Annotated in this window: 13 protein-coding genes and 2 tRNA genes; 3 read left to right on the forward strand and 12 right to left on the reverse strand. The window is 46.9% G+C overall.

Annotation, left to right across the window (positions count from 1 at the left end):
* Window position 1: 1 nt before the first annotated feature.
* From KGMB01110_RS06280 to KGMB01110_RS06335, 12 genes are all read right to left on the reverse strand, one after another.
* Window positions 2-796, reverse strand: coding sequence for an ABC transporter permease (locus KGMB01110_RS06280; protein ID WP_119297836.1), 795 nt, complete (start codon window positions 794-796; stop codon window positions 2-4).
* Window positions 796-1,719 carry an ABC transporter permease gene (locus KGMB01110_RS06285; protein WP_119297837.1) on the reverse strand — a complete coding sequence of 308 codons (924 nt, stop codon included), beginning with the start codon at window positions 1,717-1,719 and terminating at the stop codon, window positions 796-798. The genes KGMB01110_RS06280 and KGMB01110_RS06285 overlap by 1 nt, the downstream gene beginning before the upstream one ends.
* A complete protein-coding gene (gene hemC, locus KGMB01110_RS06290) occupies window positions 1,712-2,623 on the reverse strand; it encodes a hydroxymethylbilane synthase (protein WP_119297838.1) in 912 nt (303 codons plus the stop codon). Before hemC ends, KGMB01110_RS06285 begins: the two co-directional genes overlap by 8 nt.
* Window positions 2,620-3,432, reverse strand: a complete 813-nt coding sequence (locus tag KGMB01110_RS06295) for a sirohydrochlorin cobaltochelatase (protein ID WP_119297839.1) — start codon at window positions 3,430-3,432, stop codon at window positions 2,620-2,622. The genes hemC and KGMB01110_RS06295 overlap by 4 nt, the downstream gene beginning before the upstream one ends.
* An 8-nt stretch (window positions 3,433-3,440) precedes the next feature.
* Entirely contained in the window at window positions 3,441-5,075 is a 1,635-nt protein-coding gene (locus tag KGMB01110_RS06300; protein WP_119297840.1) for a peptide ABC transporter substrate-binding protein, read from the reverse strand.
* Between the two features lies 1 nt (window position 5,076).
* The gene (gene cobA / locus KGMB01110_RS06305) at window positions 5,077-6,621 is read right to left on the reverse strand and encodes a uroporphyrinogen-III C-methyltransferase (RefSeq protein ID WP_119297841.1); all 1,545 of its coding nucleotides are present in this window, start codon (window positions 6,619-6,621) and stop codon (window positions 5,077-5,079) included.
* A gap of 314 nt (window positions 6,622-6,935) precedes the next feature.
* Window positions 6,936-7,673: a class B sortase gene (gene srtB, locus KGMB01110_RS06310; RefSeq protein WP_119297842.1), complete on the reverse strand. Its 738-nt coding sequence runs from the start codon at window positions 7,671-7,673 to the stop codon at window positions 6,936-6,938.
* Between the two features lie 6 nt (window positions 7,674-7,679).
* Window positions 7,680-8,798, reverse strand: coding sequence for a DUF7601 domain-containing protein (locus KGMB01110_RS06315; protein WP_119297843.1), 1,119 nt, complete (start codon window positions 8,796-8,798; stop codon window positions 7,680-7,682).
* A 51-nt stretch (window positions 8,799-8,849) separates the two neighbouring features.
* On the reverse strand, window positions 8,850-9,359 hold the full coding sequence (gene lepB / locus KGMB01110_RS06320; protein ID WP_243112688.1) for a signal peptidase I: 510 nt from the start codon (window positions 9,357-9,359) through the stop codon (window positions 8,850-8,852).
* Between the two features lie 115 nt (window positions 9,360-9,474).
* Window positions 9,475-11,676, reverse strand: a complete 2,202-nt coding sequence (locus KGMB01110_RS06325) for a DUF7601 domain-containing protein (RefSeq protein WP_119297844.1) — start codon at window positions 11,674-11,676, stop codon at window positions 9,475-9,477.
* Between the two features lie 145 nt (window positions 11,677-11,821).
* Window positions 11,822-11,892, reverse strand: a tRNA-Cys gene (locus KGMB01110_RS06330).
* Between the two features lie 80 nt (window positions 11,893-11,972).
* A tRNA-Glu gene (locus KGMB01110_RS06335) sits at window positions 11,973-12,044 on the reverse strand.
* Window positions 12,045-12,245: 201 nt separating this feature from the next.
* On the opposite strand from KGMB01110_RS06335, the gene rpoN reads away from it, so the two are divergent.
* The 3 genes from rpoN to KGMB01110_RS06350 all read left to right on the forward strand — a co-directional run bounded on the left by rpoN (window position 12,246) and on the right by KGMB01110_RS06350 (window position 16,245).
* On the forward strand, window positions 12,246-13,589 hold the full coding sequence (gene rpoN / locus KGMB01110_RS06340) for an RNA polymerase factor sigma-54 (RefSeq protein WP_119297845.1): 1,344 nt from the start codon (window positions 12,246-12,248) through the stop codon (window positions 13,587-13,589).
* 108 nt (window positions 13,590-13,697) lie between these two features.
* Window positions 13,698-15,551 carry an ATP-dependent zinc metalloprotease FtsH gene (gene ftsH / locus KGMB01110_RS06345; protein WP_119297846.1) on the forward strand — a complete coding sequence of 618 codons (1,854 nt, stop codon included), beginning with the start codon at window positions 13,698-13,700 and terminating at the stop codon, window positions 15,549-15,551.
* Complete coding sequence (locus KGMB01110_RS06350; protein ID WP_243112689.1) at window positions 15,514-16,245, forward strand: Crp/Fnr family transcriptional regulator; 732 nt, start codon at window positions 15,514-15,516, stop codon at window positions 16,243-16,245. Before ftsH ends, KGMB01110_RS06350 begins: the two co-directional genes overlap by 38 nt.
* Window positions 16,246-16,261: the final 16 nt, after the last annotated feature.

Below are 16,261 nucleotides of genomic sequence, written 5' to 3' on the forward strand. Positions count from 1 at the left end.
CTTATAGCCTCTGCTCTTTTGTAATAATCCCCTGTAAGGAAAGAAACAGCAAAATCAGAATCACAACCGGATATACCATCTGCAGCGGATATAACATAATCTGTGCCTTTGCATCCTGGATCAGGGTTCCAAGGCTCGCCTGTGGTGCCGCAATTCCAATTCCGAGAAAGCTCAGAAAAGCTTCCGTAAATATCGCTTTGGGAACCAGCAAAAGCATCTGCACTTTCAATAACTGTCTGGCATTTGGCAAAATATATTTTCCAATTATCCGGAAAGAGGAAACACCCATCATTTTTGCCGCCATACAATATTCCATCTCTTTCTGTCGCATCGTCTCTGCCCGAAAGAGCCTTGCCAGATCCACCCAGCCGGCTACACAAAATCCCAAAATCACACTCCCCATTCCCGGATGAAATGCTAACTGAATCAGGATGATATAAAGAAGCGACGGAACTGCACTTAAAATGTTCATCAGTTCTGACAACACCAGATCCGTCTTTCCACCGATATAACCGGCCGCTCCTCCGATCAGAGTTCCGATCCCGCCACAAATCATTGCCGAAATCGCACCAATCAGCAGACTGAGTCGTATTCCACAGCACACTCTTGTAAATAAGTCTCTTCCGAATTTGTCGGTTCCAAACCAGTGAATCCAGGACATTCCCAGATTTCTGGCTGTCACGTCCTGTCCATCGTATGTATAAGGAGATAACACCGGCCCCAGAATTGCCAGAATTGCCAGAAGCACCAGAAGGAACAGCAGAATTTTTTCTGTCGAAATCTTTCTTTTCTTCATCAGTATGTCCCCTCATTTCTGATGCGCGGGTCCAGCATCTTCTGCAGTATATCTACTACCAGTTGTACTCCTGTCACCACAATTCCCATGAAAATCGTCAATCCCATAATCACGGTATAATCCCGATTTGTAATCGCTGTAACGAATTCTCTTCCCAGTCCCGGAATGGTAAAAATATTTTCAATCACAAAACATCCTGTCAGCAGATATGCCAGCAGTTGTCCCAGATAGGGTAAAACCTGCAAGAACACCGGCTTCACAAAATGATGTCGAAGGATCTCTGCTGACGTAAGCCCTTTCGCCCGCAGCAACACCACATACTCTTTCTGTTCTTCTTCGCTGAGTGCGGCTTCCACCATGGTCGCTATCGTTCCTGCCGGATACAGTGCCAGGGAAAGCACCGGAAGTACATAATTCTTTCCTGTTGCGATTCCGGCAATCGGAAACCATTTCAGCCATACTCCGAAAATCAGCATAAAGCCCAGACCATAGACATAGTTCGGAATCGCGATCGCTGTACTTCTGATTCCTCTGCAAACCGCCGCGATCCAACTTCCTTTTCTTCTATATCCGATTCCCCCGAGGACAGCTCCAAGGATACAGGCTAAAAGGAACGCAGAAATTCCAAGTCTGGCGGTTACCGGAATACACCGCATAATCAGTTGATTGACTGCAAACCCCTGTTTTTTCATGGAGATTCCAAAATCTCCGCGGAAAATCATCCCCATGTATCGGAAATACTGTACAGACACCGGCTGATCCAGCCCGTATTTATGTTCCAGTACCTGCAGAATCTGTTCCGAAACATTTCCTGCATCAAAAGGTGTCCCCGGCATAGAATGTACCAGAAAAAATGTAAGCGTGATCAGACACAGCAAAGACACTGCTCCTGTCCCCACTCTTTTTCCAAGATATCTAATCACCCTCTGTATACCTCTCTTTCAAGGACTCTGCCAACGCTTTTCCTATCGCTTCTGCCTGATCCGGTGTTCCTTTCCTTTCCCCTTTCATATAAGACATTCCTTCTTGCGGACAATACATTCCTCTAAGCCAAAGGGCCTGTGTCTTTGCATCCATTTTTGCATATGCTGCCGACGGAGCACTGCATCCTCCCTGTAACACCTTGATAAATGCACGTTCTGCCAGTGCTTCTGCCCTGCTGTCCTCATCGTCAATCTCTTCTAAAAAGCTGTAGTCTTCACCGGCCCGTCCCTGAATCGCAAGGATCCCCTGCCCTGCTGCCGGGAGCATCTCATCCGGCTCCAGAATCCGGTCGGCTCTGTCTTCCAGGCCCAGTCTTTTCAGTCCTGCCATCGCCAGCACCGTTCCGTCATATTCCCCCGACTCCACCTTTTGCAGCCGGGTCTGCACATTTCCACGGATCAGTGGAAAATCTGCATTCGGATATAATTCCTGCAATTGGATTCTCCTTCTGGAACTGGAAGTTCCGATTCGAAGTTTGCTGCCTGTCTCTTCCTTTAAATTCCTGTCTCGAAAAATCACTGCATCCCTCGGATCCTCTCTTCCGGTAAATGCAAGAAGCGGAAGGTCTTCCGGTATTTCCATCGGTACATCTTTCAGACTGTGTACCGATAAATCCGTACGCTTTTCTCGAAGTGCCAGATCCAGCTCTTTGACAAACAGGCCTTTCCCGCCCACCTGATCCAGCGCCCGGTGTAGAATCTTATCCCCGGTTGTTGTCATCGGAACCAGTTCCACTTTGATTTCCGGATGTGATGTTCGGATTTGCCGCGCCACATATTCCGCCTGCCACATTGCCAGACGACTTTCTCTCGTCCCAATCCGAATGACTCTTTCTTCCTTCATTCTTCTATCGCCTCTTCTATATGATCCAGCAGGATCCGCCGGATTTCTTCCAGTTCCAGCAGACCACTTCTGACCCTTTCTACCTGATATCCTTCCTCTTGCAGTCGAGCTGTCCATCCTGTTTCGGAATGCAAGATTTCCCGCTCTGCTTTTTCTCCACGTATCAGTAAAAATGGAATCATCTCTATCGTTTCTGTCTTTTGCTGCTTTAAATTCCAAAGGACTTCCTGAATTGCAGGATACCCGCTCAAAGTCCCTACCGCCACATCTGAATATCCCAACATCCGAAATGTATATTCCAACATTCCATATGCTGACTGTGAAGATTCTTTCGTCCCGTAACCAACAATCACTCTGCTTTTCCCCGATTCTACCGGCCATCTGTTGCCGATCACATGGACACAGCGTTTGTAATCTTCTTCCTGTGACAGAAGTGGCTTTCCAAATTTCAAGAGTCGAAATTGTTTTCTCCACATTTCCACCTGTCCTCTGACTTTTTCAAACTCCTGTCCCTGCACCACATAAACAGGCTGTACCACAACCTGCTCGATTCCTTCCTGTTGCATGTTACAAAAAGCCTGTTCCGGCGAATCCACTGAAATCTGATAGATTTCCCGCCATTTTTCACGAATCTGCCCGCTGGTAAATGCCTGATATATCGCATAGGTCGGAAACCGTTCTTCGGCTTCTTTTTTCAGTTTTCCCAAAGTTTCTTCTACTGCTTCTTTATTTCCGCTCCCAAAGCTAACTAACAAGATTCCTTTTTTCATATTCCATTCCTCTCGCATAACCTTTTCAAGTCCCGGCATTCTGTCTCCTACTGTTTTCCCCAGCCTGCCTGTCGATACTCCAGAGCTCCGGTTGCCGGGTTCTGTCGGATTCCCTCAATTTCCGGATTCACCAGATTCACATTCTTCATATTATATAAAGGAATGATATAATATTGCTCTCCAACTGCATACTGCTCTGCCTGATGAAGCAACTCACTTCGCGCCGCCACATCCGTTTCCGTATCAGACTGTGTGATCAGTCCGTCATAATATTCATCCTGAATCCCACTGCAATTATAGGTACTGTTGGACAGCAACATGGATAAATAGGTATACGGGTCTGAAAAATCTGCGGTCCAGTTCATCCGGCACAGTTCGAAATCCCCTGCTCTTCTTTCTGAATAATTCACCTGCAGTTCCTGGGCATTCAACCGGATCGTAATCCCCAGATTTTCTTTCCATTGCTGTTGCAGTGCCTGCGCTGTATCTGCATCCATTTCCAGTGCCGGATAATTATACGTCAGTTCCGGGAATCCCTCGCCGTTTGGATATCCCGCTTCTTTTAACAGTTCCTGTGCTTCTTTTATATTCTCCTCAAACGGCTGCTCTGCCTCTTCTGTAAAAGACTCTCCCGTCGCTTTATTCATCATCGCACTGGCTACCAAATGATAAGTCGGTATGGTATCTTCTCCGATCATCTTACAGAGAGTTTCCCGATCCAGACCCAGATTCAGGGCTTTTCTCACTCTGACATCCTGCAGCGGTTCCACTGACAGATTCATATAAATGTATCTGGTTGCAATCGCATCCGTTAAAAGCAGATCATCTTGTCCTTCATACTCCGTCATAACCGTAGACAATAATCCCGGCGCAACATCTATTTCCCCGGTCTCATAAGCCGCCTGCATCGCCTGCTGACTGTCAAAGAACTTATAGGTTATTTCATCCAGATTGATTGCGTCCTGATTCCAATAATATGGATTGCGCTCCAAGACAAAATATTGTCCCGACACATATTCTTTCAAGCAAAACGGCCCGTTTGATACGCTTGTTTCCGGGTTTGTATCCCATCCGTCTCCTACCGCAGTTGCATAGGTATGACAGGACGGCGTATAAACCGGGAGTCTCAACAGATCAAGAAAATACACACAGGGTGTGGATAAATGAAAGATCAGAGTATTATCATCCGGCGTTTCCACCCCCAATGTATCCATTTCGGCATCTCCATTATAGATTGCTTCTGCGTTTTCTATAAAAAACAAATCATTCGCATATCCGTTCCCGCTTGCCGGATCCAGAGAGCGTTCTATGGTATTCCGATAATCTTCTGCCGTCACCGGACTTCCGTCTGACCACTTTGCATCCTCCCGCAAATGAAAGGTCCATACCGTTCCGTCTTCATTTGTCTCATAAGAGGTTGCTCCCCTGTATTCTATCTCTCCATTCTCATCGTACACCAGCAGTTCATCCAATGCTGACAGAGAATATGCCAGATAGGTATTTGCGATCATTCCAGCCGGATCCAGTCCACCGCTTTCACTGGTTGTAGCAACTGTGATTTCCTGTTGTTCCTTTTCTCCTGATCCGGTTGTCTTTTCTGTATTCGAATTTCCACATCCGGTCAACCCGATCATCAGACTGAAAATCAGCAGCCAGATATGTTGGTATCTCTTTTGTCGCATATTAATTTCCTCCGCTTTTTGCCCATTCGAGCACCGCTTTCACCAGGCTTTCTATCGTGGCATTTTCAGCCACAAGCACTTTCATTCCATATTCCCTCGCAGTCGCGGCAGTTGCCGCACCGATACATACCGCTTCTTTGCCCTTAAGGCAGGACACTCCGACCATCTCCGCCATTCCGCGTACTGTGGAAGAGCTGATAAAAGTATACAGATCCACCTTATCCTGCTCCAGAAGCTGACAGATTCTTTCCATATCGCTCTCTCTTTTTTTCAGAGCCGTTTCATACACCGGAAACTCTGCCCAGTTTCTTTTTGCTTTATAAAGAGCCTCCGTCAAGTCCTCCGAGCCCTGTTTTGCCCGTATCAGAAAAATCTTCGCATCTTCTGCGCTTTCTTTTCCAAGTGCCCTGCCAAGTTCTTTTCCGTTATATTCTTCCGGTACAAGATCAGCCACCCAGCCCATCTCCATCAGTCTGACTTGCGTCCCGGAACCAATCGCCGCAATTTTCAGCCGGGACTGATCCGATTGAAAATCCCTCATATCCTTTTTATAGTTCCGGCACAGCCTTTGAAAACATTCCACACCAACCGGACTGGTGAATACAAACCATTTTTCCCTTCCCCTACAGCTGGCATCTTTTCCTTCCAGCGTTTCAAATGTTTCTTTTTCTATTTCCAACGGAATCGTTTCAATCGTCGGAAGATTCCAGACTTCTGCGCCTTCTTCCTGCAGCATCGCCATCAGGTCTTTCGCCTTTTTTCTCTCCCGTGTCACCAGAATTCTTTTTCCAAAAAGCCGTTGTTTCTCTCGCCATTCCATTTTTTCACTGCGCGCGCAGACTTTTCCCACTACCAGAATTCCAGGTGCCTGGATTTCTGCTTCTTTTGCCCGCTCTGCAAGGCTTCCCACCGTTGCAACAATCTTTCTCTGTCTTGCGGTTGTTCCCTGCTCTATCATTGCTGCCGGCATACTTTCCGCCATTCCTGCTTCCTGCAAATGTCTCAATATCTTTTCCAGATTTGAAATTCCCATCAGGAACACCAGAGTACCATTCAACCGAACCAATGCCTCATAATCCGTCCGGTCTGCCCCATCCTTTTGCGGATGTCCCGTTATAATATGAACAGAGGAAGTATCTTCCCGATGCGTCACCGGAATTCCGGCATAAGTCGGGACCGCAATTGCCGAAGTCACACCCGGAATCATCTCAAAAGGAATCCCCGCCTCTTGCAGACAAAGCACCTCTTCACCGCCGCGACCAAATACAAAGGGATCGCCACCTTTCAGGCGCACCACCCATTTTCCCTGTTTCGCTTCTTTCACCAGAAGTTCATTGATCGCCTCCTGCGAAGCGGAATGTCTTCCCGCTCTCTTTCCGACAGAGATTTTCTCCGTTTTTTCCGGCAGCATCGACAGAATCTCTTCTCCAACCAGCGCATCATATACAATCAGATCCGCTTTTTCTATTACCTCTTCTCCTCGTCTTGTCAAAAGTCCGCTGCTTCCCGGTCCTGCCCCTGTCAGCCATACTTTTCCCTGTTTCATCTGTCATGCTCCTCCATCCGTTTCTCCGGTAACATGGGACTATTATAGCACCGATATACCAGACTTAATCAGTGGTTTTCTTTTTATCTTCTATCCAGTATACCAAAAATCCATCTTACTATATAGTAATATTTCTGCTAACACTAAATTAATTCCGCAATTTACTTTCCCTGTAAAGTGCTTCTGTCCCCAACTATTTCCCCACATGAAAAAGGGCCTGTCCCTTTTCACAGAATACGCCACATGACATCCGTCATGCAGCGCATTCTAAGGACAAACCCTATCTTTCCATATTCCCAGAATCCTACGCAAACCTATCTCACGTTACTCAGTTTTCCGAACAAAATCACTCTCCCGTTCGTCTCAGTATTAGAGCAGGTTGACAACCCGATGATCCGATCGTTCTCACCAAACTCCATTTCCCGGCCAGATACAGCATGCTCCCTGATATAAGCCACGAACGATTGCAGACTCTGACCGGTTTCATTTTCCGGCGTATAGAACCTTTCGTCGGCAGCATCGGCTTTCACACAGGCAAAAAACAGGATGTTCTCTTTGCGTCCGTCCAGATATAGGGTGCCGGTGGGATGTTCCTCAAAATATGTTTCATCCCGGAACTTGTCCACATCCCCAAACATGGCCCCATGCTCCATATGATGTCCATAGATCAGACTGTACAAATCCTCAAAGGTATTGTGATTCCGGGTATCCAGAAACAGCGTCCCGGAATAGGAAAATTCCCCATACACATCTTTGTTCAGATATTCCGTGTTGGTGCTTCCCTGTACCACCGGATAATCGATATGGGTCTGATCCACCCGAATCCATGCACAGATCTGGGGATTGATCTTTTTTAACTCTTCCAGGGAGGGGTTCACCCCTCCCTGATCTGTTGGTTTTATTTTTTTCAACGTATCATCCAGATACGCATTCCGATAGACCGCAGCCGTATCCCACAGGGAATATCCGCCATACAGCAGCATCCCTGTAATGATCAGAATCACGATTCCGCTCAGGATCGCATCCGCGGCTTTGATTCCCCTCGTCAGCATTTACATTTACTCTGCTTTCTTGCGGAAAAATGCTACGCCAAGCCCGGTTGCTGCAAGAACCAGGATCAGCGACGGGCCTACCGTTGCCATCACGCCTGTCGGGATCACCCCATTTTTCTCATTCAGATATCCGATGATTGCCCCGTCTTTTTTCACGGAAGTCTGGAGTGTTCCGGTTGCTTCATTTTTGATCAGATTCGATCCGAACTGTGTTGTATTTGCCTGGATCGTGGTGGTATAGCCGTCACTGTTTGCTTCCTTTTCTTTTACATCTACCACATCACCTTCTGACAATCCATAAACCAGAACATATCCTTCATTTGTCATTTCATACTCTTTTTGCACGCCCGACTGCAGCATATCTGTGGTCTCTGTCTTGCCGTCTTTACTATATTTCACCAGATATTTTTCGGCAGCACCGTCTTTCGCTGTTACTTTGACCTGAAAATGGAAATTCTGGCTTTTTACTGCCTGATTTCCTGCGATGGTTTTGGTGATTTTCACATCATGGGTTCCGTCATTGTCTTTTCCATAATCATTGGAAAATGTCAGGTCTGCTTTTACCGGTCCCTTCGGCGTCTGTTTTTTGGCCACCACATTTTTTATACTCAAATTTCCCGCATCGTCTGTATAAACATAGACGTACACATCATAAATGTTGGTATCGGATGTGATTCCGTCATAGGTACTCGGTGTTTCCGACACCAGATAATGGAATACCCCCGGTTTTGGAAATGCCGTCACATCCAGTTTCAGTTTTCCGTTTGCCTGATAGATGGCCTGAATCTGGTCGGAACTCTGGGATGCCGCGCTGAAAACAGCTCCACAGGATGCATCGGTGTAGAGGCCTCCGGTGACTCCGGCATAAACCAGATTTCCTTTGTCATCGGTCACCTGTGTGCTTTCCGTCGTGCCATTTCCATTGCTCACAGAAAATGAAAATGTAGTATCCGGCTGATAGGTTGTTCCGTCTGTGGTAAGAATTTTTTCGGCCGGAATTTCTGTCAGATTGTCTCCCTGATAAAGTCCCTCTGATGCAGCACATACACTGAGTCCCATTGTAGACAACATGGTTGCGGTCGCCATAGCAGCGGCAAAGCTTCGACTGATCATTTTGTTTTTCATTCTTTTCCCTCTTTTCTGTCACTTTCGTCTTTCCTTCATTGCTTTCCCTGTTTATATTTCTTTCCGTCTGAGAACCACAAGAACTTTTCCTTTGATTTCTTTTCTCTCGATCGGTCCGAAATATCTGCTGTCTTTTGCACCTTCCCTGAAATCCCCCAGAACAAAATATTCTCCGGATGAAAGCGTGAGTGGATATGCGACTGCCCCCTCATAGGCGGGTGTTTTATAAAAAATATTGGATTCTGCCACAACACTTCCATTGATTTCCAGACTTTCTTCTTCCGTAATCTTCACCTGATCCCCCGGAACCGCGACGATCCGTCCGGTATAGGTCTTCCCTTCCTTTTTCCAGACCACCACGTCCCCGCTGATCCAGGAATTTCCCAGCCGCTCATAGACCATCAGATCCCCCGCCGAAATTTTCGGCATCATGTCCTGATTTCGCATCGGCGTAATTCCAAAGACTACACCAAATACGATTCCGAAAAATGCAAGCAACGTCAAAAATTTTGTTGCCAGTTCTCTGAGAGCCCGTTTCCTTTCATTCATCCGTTTTCTCATACTTTCCTGCTACTCATTTTGCTTCCGTTGTTCTCTCTTATCATGTCTCCTGCTGTTTCATTTCCGCTTTTTCTGTTTCCTTATTCTTTTCATTCTTTTCCGAAACATTTGCGTTTTACAAGTTCTCCTGTTGTTTCCGCCGCTTCATTTTCCCGAAACGCTTCCAGAACGATCTTCCCGGCAACAGAATGGCTGCGCCGAATACGCCCAGCAAAATCCACAGTCCTGTCGGTCTTGCCTTATCGGAAACTCCGGTCGGAACACTTGCCTCTTTCCGGTTTACGTACTCCACAGTCGTATCACTTTGAAGTGTCTGCGAAATGGTTCGGTCCGCCGAATTCTTTCCATTGATGGTTGTGGTGTACCCGGAAGCTTTTGATTCCGTAATCGTGTAAACGGATCCCCTCGGAAATTCAAACGCTGCCTTTTCTCCGTCTTTCAATGTGAACGTTTTTGTTTCTCCGTTTACTTCCAGCGTAAAGGCAAATTTTTGTGAGGGATCTCCCATATTTCCGTTCACTTTCTTTGTGACCGTCAGTTTGACCAGATCCGGCGTGTATTCATTCAGAAGGCTGACCGTTGCCGTCTCTCCTTCCGGCACGGCAATCCGAGCCCCGGTTCCTTCCTGTCCCTGACAGAGAGACCTGACTGTATACCCGTCCATGCCCGGCACACTCTCTTCCACCTGATAAGTTCCGGCCGGAAGGTTTGCCTGTGTATAAGAAGCCTGATAGTTGCCCTGTGCATCCTTCTTAAAACCGGTCAGTTCAATCCGGATCGGTTCACCGGTCGATCCATTTCCCGCATCCGTTCTGGTAATCGTCACCGGAAGTGTGTAGGACGTTGCCTCTTCCTCGGTCAGCCCTCTCACTGTTTTCTGAATCTTTAAATGTCCGTTTTCCGGATTTGGCGGCGGTAACGTCTCACTGAACCAGACTGCATCCAGATGATTTCCCACACTGGGATCTCCTGAAGCGGTCGTACCTGCCACAAAGAAGAAGCGCGTAAGATACTGTCCGTCCTGTACCTGATAGGTTCCGCTATATTGGTGCCAGGAAATATTGTCGCTGGTGATGGTTTCTACCCGCGCTCCCGGATACGTGGTTCCGCCTCTTCGTATATCTGACAGCACCCGATTCACTTTATCCTGGGTGGTCACATTATATTTTTCTGCCAGCTCCGTTGACATGATCAGAACATACATGGTGTCTTCTGCACCGGACTGATATTTATCACTGTCCGCGCCTCTCGCCCGGTGGGACAGTTGCCAGTAAAGGGTAGCTCCCGGTGTAGTCAGCACATCCTGATACAAGGCTCCGGATTCATTGGCATTTAACTCTGCAAACTGCGTGCCGCCACCGCTTGCATCTGCCGCAGCTTCCACCTTATGCCACTGTATGGACAGTTCCTGATGGGTCAGACCGGAAATTCCATCCAGCTTTTTCTTATCCGCACTGACAAATTCTATTTTTCCGCTTTTCGCCGTGGTCTTCCATACCACGCCATCTGCTCCGCTGTCATAGAAGGGCTGATAACTCTGCCTGTTCAGAATTTCCGGACTTTCAAAATCTCCGTTACGCAATTCATTATAATAGGGAATCTGATAAGGCTGAGCTGTCTCTGCCAACACCTGACCTTCGCCGTCCAGGATCTGCACCTTATACCAGGATCTCGCTCCGCCATCCAACGCTACATTCAGACTTTTTCGATCTTCGGAAATGTTATAGCGGTCTTCCGTGATCTTCTTTCTGGTTACTTCTGTCCAGCTTCCATCCGTTTTGTCTGCACTCTTCCACCATTTCACCTGAACGGTTTCCCCGTCAGCAATTCCGGTCACCTCCGCGTGAAGACATCCATCCGTTTTGATGGAATCTGACAAAGTTACCGTTGCACCTGCTGCCTGTGTCCTGATTTCGTCTGCTTCTGCCGCCTCGGTCTGCGTCTTGAGTCCGTCCGTTCCCGTCTCCTCACTCTGCATCTGATCGGTTCCGGCAGTTTGTCCTTCTGTTTGCCCGGTACTTTCCTCCCGGCTTCCTTCCCTTTGTTCCGTATCCTGTTCTGTGTGGTTTCCTGCAGTTTGTTCTGCGCTTTTTTCATCCTGTATTTCTTCTTTTTTCTCTTCCGGTACAGACTCCTGCTGGCTTTCTTCTGCTTTCTGTTCTGCCTTTCCTTCTTCCTTTTGCGCAGTTTGTTCCAGAACTTCCGACACGACCTGTTTCTCTTCCGTCGGAGTTTCTGCCAGTACCTGTGCCCCTGCAGTCAGAAGCAGCAACATGGTCAGCAGGAAGGCGAGTGGTTTTCTCGTTCTCTTCTTCATACACTCCTCTCCCATCTTGACTTTCGTTGCCTGTCCCGAGAACCCTGCCTGATGAAACACAGAAGCTCTCACAAGAGTCTATGCCTGGATTTTTCCAAATATGCAAAAAAAGACTCAAAACATAAAGTTTTGAGTCTTTCGTAAGAGGCGCCAACCAGATTTGAACTGGTGATGAAGGTGTTGCAGACCTCTGCCTTACCACTTGGCTATGGCGCCATACATTATGCAATTGCTCTGAAGCTTCTTTATTATACCAGAGGTTTGTATCTCCGTCAATAAAAAGAGCTAAAGAGAAGTGACTCCGACGGGAATCGAACCCGTGTTACCGCCGTGAAAGGGCGATGTCTTAACCGCTTGACCACGGAGCCATTGAAGCGATCACTTACGTCTTTCGTAATTTTCGTGACCGCTGATAATAGTATCATACCTTATTGATATTTGCAAGCCTTTTTTTCAATTTCTTGATTTTGGGGCAAGAAAATTTTTTCAGTCTTTCCTTTTTTGCTGTTTCAACTACTAAATTTCGCCAAAATATGCTACTATTAGCGAATAGAAAGGTGGTATTTTTTATGGAGTTGAATCTTACTTTAAAGCAAAAACAGCAACTCTCCCAGACGCAGATCCAGGCACTCGAGATCCTGGCAATGGACAGCATCGAACTGAATCAGTTCCTGCGGAATGAATATCTTGAGAATCCGCTGCTTGAGCACAATGACAATACATCTTCCTCTATTTCGGAGCCACTGACCGGATATTATGAATCCATGTCTTCCAACAATTCCGCTCTGCATTTTGAATCCGAATCCGAATCAAAACGCAACCGGGATATTCCGGTACATAACGAAGGCTCGATTCGTGACTATCTGCTTCAGCAACTGGATCCAAACCTTTACACGGAGCAAGAATGGAAGCTGTTTGACTATCTGATTGAATGTCTGGATGACAACGGATTTTTCTCGATTCCGTTGGAAGAAGTGGCTGAGAAATCCGCCCTTCCGGTTAAAATCGTTCAGAAATGTCTGGCAATCTTAAAGCAGTTAGAGCCTTACGGCATCTTTTCCGCCAATCTGGAGGAGAGTCTTTTAAGACAGTTAGATGCTCTGGATTTAAATAATGAAGTCTTAAGCGTCATGATCTCCAACCATTTGCAGGATATTGCAGACGGAAAGATCAGCAACATTTCCCGGGAAATGCATCTGCCGACCGTGGAAGTCCGCAAAAATATTGAGCTGATCAGCCATTTGAATCCGAGACTTCTCTCCGGCTTCGGTTCCGAGAAGAATGATTACATTATCCCGGATATCATTTTCCAGCAGGATGACGGAGAATGGTGTATTTTATTAAATGATTCCTGGATTGAAAATTATTCCTTAAACGACTATTACGTGAAAATGATGGAAAGTTCCTCCGATCCGGAGCTGTCCGAATATTTCAAGGCCAAACGCAACCGGGTACAATTCATTTTGAACAGCATCCAGCAGCGTCGTCAGACCATTCTGGCAATCTCCAAGGTCATTTTAAAACAGCAACAGGCATTTTTCGAATCCAATGCCCCTCTGGTTCCGATGACCATGAGCGACGTGGCAGATGAAATCGGTGTCCATACTTCAACCGTAAGCCGTGCCATTAAAGGAAAATATCTCCAGTACCCGCACGGAAGTCTGTTTATCAAGAATCTGTTTACTTCCAGCGTTTCTTCCAACGACGGCAATAACGGGATCACACCGATGTATGTCAAGCAGCTTCTGAAAGAAATGATCGAACAGGAAAACAAAAAGAAGCCATACAGTGACCAGGCACTCGCCAATCTTCTGAAAGAACAGGGCATCCAGGTTTCCCGGCGTGCCGTTGCCAAATACCGTGAAGAAATGGGAATCCGCGGCAGTTTTGACCGAAAAGATTACAGCGAGTAATCCACGGATTTTTTCTCACAGAAATTTCAGACTTTTTTAATTGTTTTCCGTTTTCTTTTGGACTATACTATTCTACATCATTTTACTTACAAAGGAGCGAAACAGTTTATGCAAGAAGTCAAAAACCCCAAGAAGCCTATGATCTTCTACTATCTGATCGTACTTCTGGTCATCTTGAGTCTGAATTTTATCGTCCTTCCGATTTTCACCGAACATCAGGTGAAGGAAGTAGATTACAGCAAATTCATGCAGATGATCAACAAAAAGGAGATCGGCTCTGTAAATATTGAATCCAATCAGATTATTTTTACAGATAAAGACGAAACTCATATTTATAAGACCGGCGTGATTGAGGATCCTCAACTGGTTGACCGGCTCTATGATTCCGGTGCCAAGTTCTCCTCCGAGATTATCAAGGAAACTTCCCCGTTTACCAACCTGTTGGTAGGATTTATCCTTCCGATGGTGATCTTTGTCGGACTGGGACAGCTTATGGCGAAGCGCCTCAATTCCAAGATGGGCGGCGGCATGGGTGCCATGCAGTTTGGAATGGGTAAAAGCAATGCCAAAGTCTATGTCAAATCTACCAGTGGCATCAAATTCAGTGATGTTGCCGGAGAAGACGAAGCCAAAGAGATCCTTTCCGAGCTGGTAGATTATCTTCATACCCCGGGAAAATATCGTGAAATCGGTGCTTCGATGCCGAAGGGTGCCCTGTTGGTCGGCCCTCCCGGAACCGGTAAGACTTTGCTGGCAAAAGCAGTTGCCGGAGAAGCAAATGTTCCGTTTTTCTCTATTTCCGGTTCCGAATTCGTAGAGATGTTCGTTGGTATGGGTGCCGCCAAAGTTCGGGATCTGTTCAAACAGGCCAATGAAAAAGCCCCTTGTATCGTCTTCATCGACGAGATCGATGCCATCGGTAAAAAACGTGGCGGACAGGTTGGCGGAAATGACGAAAGAGAGCAGACCTTAAACCAGCTTCTGACAGAGATGGATGGATTTGACGGTTCCAAGGGTGTTGTCATCCTTGCTGCAACCAACCAGCCGGATTCTCTGGATCCTGCCCTGCTTCGTCCGGGTCGTTTTGACCGACGGGTACCGGTTGAACTGCCGGATCTCCAAGGACGTATTGATATCCTGAAAGTCCATGCCAAGAAGATGAAAGTCGGCGATAATGTAGATTACAATGCAGTTGCAAGAGCCGCTGCCGGAGCTTCCGGTGCCGAACTTGCCAATATCGTCAACGAAGCTGCACTTCGCGCCGTTCGCGACAACCGCAAGTTTATTACCCAGGCTGATCTGGAGGAAAGCGTAGAAGTAGTCATTGCCGGATACCAGAAAAAGAACCGGGTTCTTTCCAATAAAGAAAAACTGATTGTTTCCTATCATGAAATCGGCCATGCACTGGTTGCCGCCAAACAAACGGAATCCGCACCGGTTCACAAAATCACTATCATTCCGCGCACTTCCGGGGCTTTAGGTTATACCATGCAGGTAGAAGAGGGCGAACATTTCCTGATGACCAAAGACGAACTGCTGAATAAGATTGCCACCTTAACCGGCGGACGTGCCGCAGAGGAGCTGATCTTCCATCAGATCACAACCGGTGCTTCCAATGATATCGAACAGGCGACCAAGCTTGCAAAAGCCATGATCACCCGCTATGGTATGAATGAAGAATTTGATATGGTTGCCATGGAAACCGTCACCAACCAGTACTTAGGCGGCGACACCTCCATGTCCTGTTCTCTTGAAACCCAGACCGAAATCGATAAAAAAGTTCGGGAAACGGTCAAAGAGCAGCATGCAAAAGCACTGCAGATCCTGGAAGACAACAGTGCAAAACTGCATGAACTTGCCAAATATCTTTATGAACACGAAACCATTACCGGCGAGGAATTTATGAACATTCTGGAGGCACACGATGAACCATTGCCCGAATCAACAACCGATGAATTTTAGTCAGAATTCTCTGCTTAAGGAATATCCGGCTTTATTAACCAATCCTCTCTTCTTCGGACTTTCCGAAGAAGAGATTTTACAATCCATCCAGAAATTATCCGGTATCACGCGCTCCTATGAAAAAGGGGCGCTGATTTATCATATGGGAGATGTAGTACAGGCGATGGGCATCCTTCTAAAGGGACAGACCCTGATCGAGAGCACCGATCCCTGGGGCAATCGCACGATCCTGTCTTCTCTGGAAGCCGGAGACTATTTTGCAGAGACTTACGCCCTGCTTCCACAGGAACCGCTGATGGTCGATGTCAGCGTCTCTGAACCGGCACTGGTTCTCTTCCTGAATCTTCATCAACTCGCCACACTTACGGATTCTCAGGTATCCGCTCCGGTACCGGAACTCTTACAGTTAAAGCAGAATCTGCTGAATCTTTGTACCCGAAAGAATCTGATCCTGTCTCAACGGATCTTCCATACCGCTCCGAAGACCATCCGCGGACGACTTTTATCCTACCTCTCCTGGCAGGCTGCCCGGCAGAATTCCATGTACTTTACGATTCCATTTTCCAGACAACAACTGGCGGATTACCTGAATGTAGACCGCAGCGCGTTATCTGCCGAACTTGGGAAGATGAAGCGGGAAGGACTGATTGATTTCCAGAAATCGGATTTCCGGATTTTAAAGCCGGAATCGTAAATATCAGACATACAAA

This window comes from Mediterraneibacter butyricigenes, from assembly GCF_003574295.1.
In the GTDB taxonomy this organism is placed as follows: Bacteria; Bacillota; Clostridia; order Lachnospirales; family Lachnospiraceae; genus Mediterraneibacter_A; species Mediterraneibacter_A butyricigenes.